This window comes from Kitasatospora sp. NPDC056273 (assembly GCF_042268845.1).
Lineage (GTDB): Bacteria > Actinomycetota > Actinomycetes > Streptomycetales > Streptomycetaceae > Kitasatospora.
The window spans coordinates 30,655-36,512 of the sequence record NZ_JBHJSJ010000074.1; the positions used below are offsets into that span (position 1 = coordinate 30,655).

Annotated in this window: 4 protein-coding genes; 1 reads left to right on the forward strand and 3 read right to left on the reverse strand. The window is 74.4% G+C overall.

Translation table 11 applies throughout. The features are described 5' to 3' along the window. The first annotated feature begins 210 nt into the window (after window positions 1–210). A complete protein-coding gene (locus tag ACFCY1_RS37585) occupies window positions 211–2,772 on the forward strand; it encodes a CDP-glycerol glycerophosphotransferase family protein (RefSeq protein WP_375877442.1) in 2,562 nt (853 codons plus the stop codon). Here ACFCY1_RS37585 and ACFCY1_RS37590 read toward each other — a convergent pair. From ACFCY1_RS37590 to ACFCY1_RS37600, 3 genes are all read right to left on the reverse strand, one after another. Further along, window positions 2,757–3,245, reverse strand: a complete 489-nt coding sequence (locus ACFCY1_RS37590; RefSeq protein ID WP_375877443.1) for a 2'-5' RNA ligase family protein — start codon at window positions 3,243–3,245, stop codon at window positions 2,757–2,759. The two genes, ACFCY1_RS37585 and ACFCY1_RS37590, sit on opposite strands and share 16 nt — an antisense overlap. A gap of 62 nt (window positions 3,246–3,307) precedes the next feature. Beyond that, a complete protein-coding gene (trpS, locus tag ACFCY1_RS37595) occupies window positions 3,308–4,348 on the reverse strand; it encodes a tryptophan--tRNA ligase (protein ID WP_049654802.1) in 1,041 nt (346 codons plus the stop codon). A 30-nt stretch (window positions 4,349–4,378) separates the two neighbouring features. After that, window positions 4,379–5,704 (reverse strand): hemolysin family protein, encoded by a 1,326-nt coding sequence (locus tag ACFCY1_RS37600; protein ID WP_049654801.1) that lies wholly within the window; start codon window positions 5,702–5,704, stop codon window positions 4,379–4,381. Window positions 5,705–5,858: the final 154 nt, after the last annotated feature.

Sequence of the window (5,858 nt, forward strand, 5' to 3'; positions counted from 1 at the left end):
TGGGCGGGGGGGCCCGCCCCCCCCCCGCCGGGGCCCCCCCCCCGCGCGTTTCCGGAGCCGGATCCGGAAACGACCGGAAAACCGATTTCGAATGTCGAATGGGCGTTCCCGGAAACGCGATTCCCCGGGGCATTCGAAAAAGTGTGCAATTGACCCCGGCGCCATTTCTGGATGGGATGTGGATCTCCCTCCCGAAGGGCTCCCACCGCCATGCCTGTGCTCACCCGGCTGGTCCTGCCGCACGCCGCCCCCCGGGTGGCCGCCGACCACCCCGCCGCCGACGAGGACGTCGCCTTCGGCCTGCTGCGCGCCCGCTGGCACGGCCGCGGCCTGGAGCTCACCGGCTTCGCCCGCCCGGACGGCCAGGACACCGGCCGGCCCGGCTCCGCCTGGACCTGGCTGACCCTGCGCCACCAGAACCGCTCCCAGCCGCCGCTGCACCTGCGCTCCCGCCCCCGCCGGATGCCCGAGGTCACCGACGACAGCGCCCAGTCCGAGCACAACCACGACTGGTCCGGCTTCACCGCCCTGATAGCCCCCGGCCGGCTGCGCCGCGGGGGCCACTGGCTGCTCGGCGACTGGCGGATCGAGGCCACGCTCTTCACCCGCCCCCGCCCCGCCCGGGTGCGCCGCCGGTACGGCGCCCTCGCCCCGTACTGGTGCGGGTCCGGCGAGTACCCGCCGGCCCACTGGGTGGACCACGACGTCCGGCTCCAGCCGTTCTTCGCCGACGGCCGGCTGCACCTGCGGCTGGAGCGCCCGGCCGTCCTGGTCACCCGGGCCGCCCCCGCCCCCGACGGCCTGGACCTGGACGGGGTCGCCGACACCTGCCCCTCCGGCACCGTGCTGCGGCTGCGCCACCGGGAGAGCGACGCGGTGGTCGAGCGGCCGCTCGCCCGAACCGGCAACACCTTCACCGTCCGGGTGCCGTACCGGCCGTTCACCACCGACGGGCGGGGCGGCGGCCGGCTGGAGCACTGGGACGCCGAGCTGCTGTACCCCGACGGCGCCGCCGTGCAGCCCTGCCTCGACGAGCGCGGCGGCCCGGTGGCCGGCCAGCACCCACTGCCCGGCGCCCCGGACCGGGTGCTCTACCTCAAGCACCTCGCCGACGGCCGGCTCCAGCTCTGCGTCCAGCCCGCGGCCGGCCTGGTCGACCGGATCGCCGTACGGGACGGCGGCTTCGAGCTGTCCGGCCACTGCCCGGGCCCGGCCTCGGCACTGGAGCTGGTGCTGCGCCACCCCGGCTCCGCGAGCGAGGTCCGCACCCCGGTCGGCACCGGCCCGGACGGCCGCTTCCGGGCCCGGGTGCCCGCCACCCGGACCGGCTCGGACGGCGTCGCGCTGCCGCTGCGCAAGGGCGTCTGGGAGGCCGCGCTGGAGCCGGCCGGCCGCCCCGGGGACGGCCGGCCGCTGCTCGCCGCCCCCGGCGCGCTGACCGCCGTCCCCGCCGCCACCACCGCGGGCGGCAAGCGGATCCTGCTGCAACGCCGGTGGCACGACACCCTGGTGGTGGACTCCACCCCGGTGCTCACCGCCACCGAGCGCAGCGCCTGGACCCAGCACCGGCTGCGCACCGAGCGCTACCCGGCCGCCCGCCGCGCGCCGCTGCGCGAGGCGGTGCTGTACGACGTTTTCGGCGGCCGCGGCTACGCCGACTCCCCGCGCGCGGTGCACGCCGAACTCGCCCGCCGGGACGGCCGGTTGGAGCACCTGTGGGTGGTCGACGACGCCCAGGCCGCGCTGCCGCCCGGAGTCGTCCCGGTGCGGAGCTGGAGCCCGGAGTGGTACCGCGCGCTGGCCACCTGCCGGTACCTGGTCGGCAACACCCACTTCCCGGACTTCCTGGAGCGCCGCCCCGGCCAGGTCGTCGTGCAGACCTGGCACGGCTCCCTGCTGAAGCGGATCGCCCACGACGTCGAGAGCCCCTGGCTGGCCGACCGCGGCTACCTGCGGGCGCTCGACCGGGAGACCCCGCAGTGGAGCCTGCTGCTCTCCCCCAGCCCGTTCGCCACCCCGATCCTCCGGCGCGCCTTCCGCTACGGCGGCGAGCTGCTGGAGTCCGGCTACCCGCGCAACGACGTGCTCGCCCGCCCGGACCCGCGGGCCGCCGCGGCCGTCCGCCGCCGGCTCGGCGTCCCCGAGGGCCGGCGGATCGTGCTGTACGCGCCGACCTGGCGCGAGGACCAGCAGCGCGGTGACGGCGACGGGTTCCGGCTCGACCTGCGGCTGGACCTCGGCCACGCGCGGCGCCTGCTCGGCGCGGACCACGTGCTGCTGGTCCGTCCGCACGCGCACGTCCGCGAGCCGCTGCCGGGCGCCGGCGACGGCTTCCTGTACGACTGCGGGGACTACCCCGACCCGCAGGAACTGCTGCTGGTCGCGGACGTGCTGGTGACCGACTACTCGTCGATCATGTTCGACTTCGCCATCACCGGCCGCCCGATGTACTTCTTCACCTACGACCTGGAGCACTACCGCGACACCCTGCGCGGCTTCTCCTTCGACTTCGAGTCGAACGCCCCCGGCCCGCTGGTGCCCACGTCGGCCGAACTCCTCGGCGCGCTGCGCGAACTGGCCGACGGCGACGGCGGACCGCCGCCCGGCTACGCCGAGCGCTACCGGCGTTTCCGGGCCGAGCACTGCGCGCTGGACGACGGCGGCGCGGCCCGCCGGGTGGTCGACCGGATGCTCGAACTCGGCGGCCGGGGAGGGCTAGGACACACCCTCGGACACGCCCCGGAGCACACCCCGGTTCACCCGAACGGGTAGCTCCGCCAGGGCCGCCAGACCTCGTCCGCGTCGAAGCGGGAGAGGCCGAAGCCCGGCACCGGGAAGTCCGCCCGGAAGCCGCGCGCCTGCTCGTACGCCTGGTCCAGCACGTCCTCCGGCAGACCGTGGGCGACCGTCACGTGCGGGTGGTACGGGAACGCCAGCTCGCGGGCCAGCGGGCCGGAGCGGACGTCCGCCTCCAGCAGCCGGCACTCCTGCGCGCCCTCCTCGACCCGGACGTACACCACCGGGGAGACCGGGCGGAAGGTCCCGCTGCCGCGCAGCAGCATCCGGAACGGCCGGTGCGCGGCCGCCACCGCCGCCAGGTGCTCCTCGATCTTCGGCAGCTCCCCCGCGGGCACCTCGGTCGGCGGCAGCAGGGTGACGTGCGTGGGTATCGACCGGGCCAGCGGGTCGCCGTGCCCGGCCCGGGCGTCCTGGATCGCCGTGCCGTACGGGTCCGGGACGCTCACGGACACGCCGATGGTGACGACCTCGGGGAGGCCGTCACCACCGGGCAGGCGTGTGAGGGGATTCACCGCTTGGCGGCCGGGAGGAAGCCGATCCGGTCGTACACCGTCTCCAGCGTCACCGACGCCACCTCGCGGGCCTTCTCGGCGCCGATCGCCAGCACCCGGTCCAGCTCGGCCGGGTCGTCCAGGAACAGCCGGGTGCGCTCCTGGAAGGGGGTGACCCACTCGGTGAACAGCTCGGCCAGCTCGGTCTTCAGGGCGCCGTACATCTTGCCCTCGAAGTGCGCGACCAGCTGCTCGACCGACTGGCCGCTGAGCGCGGAGTGGACGCGCAGCAGGTTGGAGACGCCCGGCTTCCCCTCCTCGTCGTAGGACACGACGGTGCCGGTGTCGGTGACGGCGCTCTTGAACTTCTTGGCGCTGGCCTTCGGGTCGTCCAGCAGGCTCACCAGGCCCTTGGGCGAGGAGGCCGACTTGCTCATCTTGACGGCCGGGTCCTGGAGGTCCTGGATCTTCGCCGTCTCCTTGAGGATGTACGGCTTCGGCACCGTGAGGGTCCGGCCGTAGCGGGTGTTGAAGCGCTCGGCGATGTCGCGGGTGATCTCCACGTGCTGGCGCTGGTCCTCGCCGACCGGGACGGCGTCGGCCTGGTAGAGCAGGATGTCCGCGATCTGGAGGATCGGGTAGGTGAACAGGCCGACCGTGGTGCCCTCGGCGCCGTACCGGGAGGACTTGTCCTTGAACTGGGTCATCCGCGAGGCCTCGCCGAAGCCGGTGAGGCAGTTCATCACCCAGGCGAGCTGCGCGTGCTCGGGCACGTGCGACTGGACGAACAGCGTGCAGTGGTCCGGGTCCAGGCCCGCGCCGAGCAGCTGGGCGGCGGAGACCCGGGTGTTCTCGCGCAGCGTCGCCGGGTCCTGGGGCACCGTGATCGCGTGCAGGTCGACGACCATGTAGAAGGCGTCGTTGTCCTTCTGCAGGTCGACCCACTGGCGCACCGCGCCCAGGTAGTTGCCGAGGTGGAACGAGCCGGAAGTGGGCTGGATGCCGGAGAGCACCCGGGGACGGTCCTTGACCGGACCAGTGACCGCTGCGTTGACCATGCGGGCCATTCTTCCAGTTCCACCGACCGCTCAGGAAACCTCCGCCCCCGCGGGCTCGGCCAGTGTGACCGCACTCACCCCCACCCGGGCGATCCGCCGGCCCTCGACCTTGGCCACCGTCAGCAGCACCCCGCCGCCCCCCTCGACGGGCACCCGCACCTGGTCGCCGTCCCGGGGCAGCCGGCCGAGCGCGGCGACCAGGCAGCCGGCCACCGTCTCGTACGGGCCCTCGGGCAGGGTGACGCCGGTCTCCTCGGCGAAGTCGCCGAGGTTGAGCAGACCGTCCAGCTCCATGCCGCCGCCGGCCAGCCGCCGGGTGGGGGCGGCCGCCGGGCTGTCGTACTCGTCCCGGATCTCGCCGATCACCTCCTCGACCAGGTCCTCCAGGGTGACGATCCCGGCGGTGCCGCCGTACTCGTCCACCACGATGGCCAGGTGGTGGCCCTCCCGGCGCATCTCGCCCATCGCCTCCAGCACCCGCTTGGTGCCGGGCAGCAGCTTCACCGGGCGGGCCAGGTCACGGACCTTGACGGCCTGCTCGCCGCGCGCGCCGTACAGGTCGCGGACGTGGACGAAGCCGACCACCGCGTCGGCGCTGCCCTCGACCACCGGGTAGCGCGAGTGCGGCGAGGTGTCGGCCTGGTGCCGGACGGCGGCCAGCGGGCGCTCGGCGTCCAGGAAGGTCACCTCGGTGCGCGGGACCATCACCTCGCGCAGCTGGCGCTCCCCGGCGGAGAACACGTCGGCGATCAACGCCCGTTCGTCGCTTCCGAGTTCGGTGTTGGCGGCGACCAGGCCGCGCAGCTCCTCGGAGCTCATCGAGCCGCGGCCCGCGGTCGGGTCGCCGCCGAGCAGCCGGACCATCAGGTTGGTGGAGTGGCCGAGCAGCCAGATCACCGGCCGCAGCACCACCGACATCACGTCCACCACCGGGGCGGCGACGACCGCGATGGACTCGGCGCGCTGCAGGCCGATCCGCTTGGGGGTCAGCTCGCCCAGCACCAGCGAGGCGTAGCTGATCACCAGGGTGAGGCCGACCAGGGCCACCGCGGCGGCCACGCCCTCGGACAGCCCGGCCCGGACGAACAGCGGGGCGACCTTGCCCGCCAGGGTGTCCGCGCCGAAGGCGGCGGACAGGAAGCCCATGCAGGTCACCCCGACCTGGACGGCGGCCAGGAAGCGGTTGGGGTCGGCGGCCAGGTGCGCGGCCCGGGCGGCGCGGCGGGTGCCGTGCGCCTCCAGCGTCCGGATCTGGCCCTCGCGCAGCGAGATCAGCGAGATCTCGGCGACGTTGAACAACCCGCCCAGCAGGATGAAGACGAGGACGAGCGCGGCGTCCCCGAGTGTTTCGTTCACAGCGGGCCAGTGTAGGACGGCCGGTACCGGCCGGGGCCGGACACGACGGCGGAGCACCGACTCGGACACCGCCGCGGAACCCGGTCCCGCACGACGGCGGAGCCCGGTCCGGACACGGCGGCGGCCCGCCGCTTCCGGGACGGATTGTCTCTTA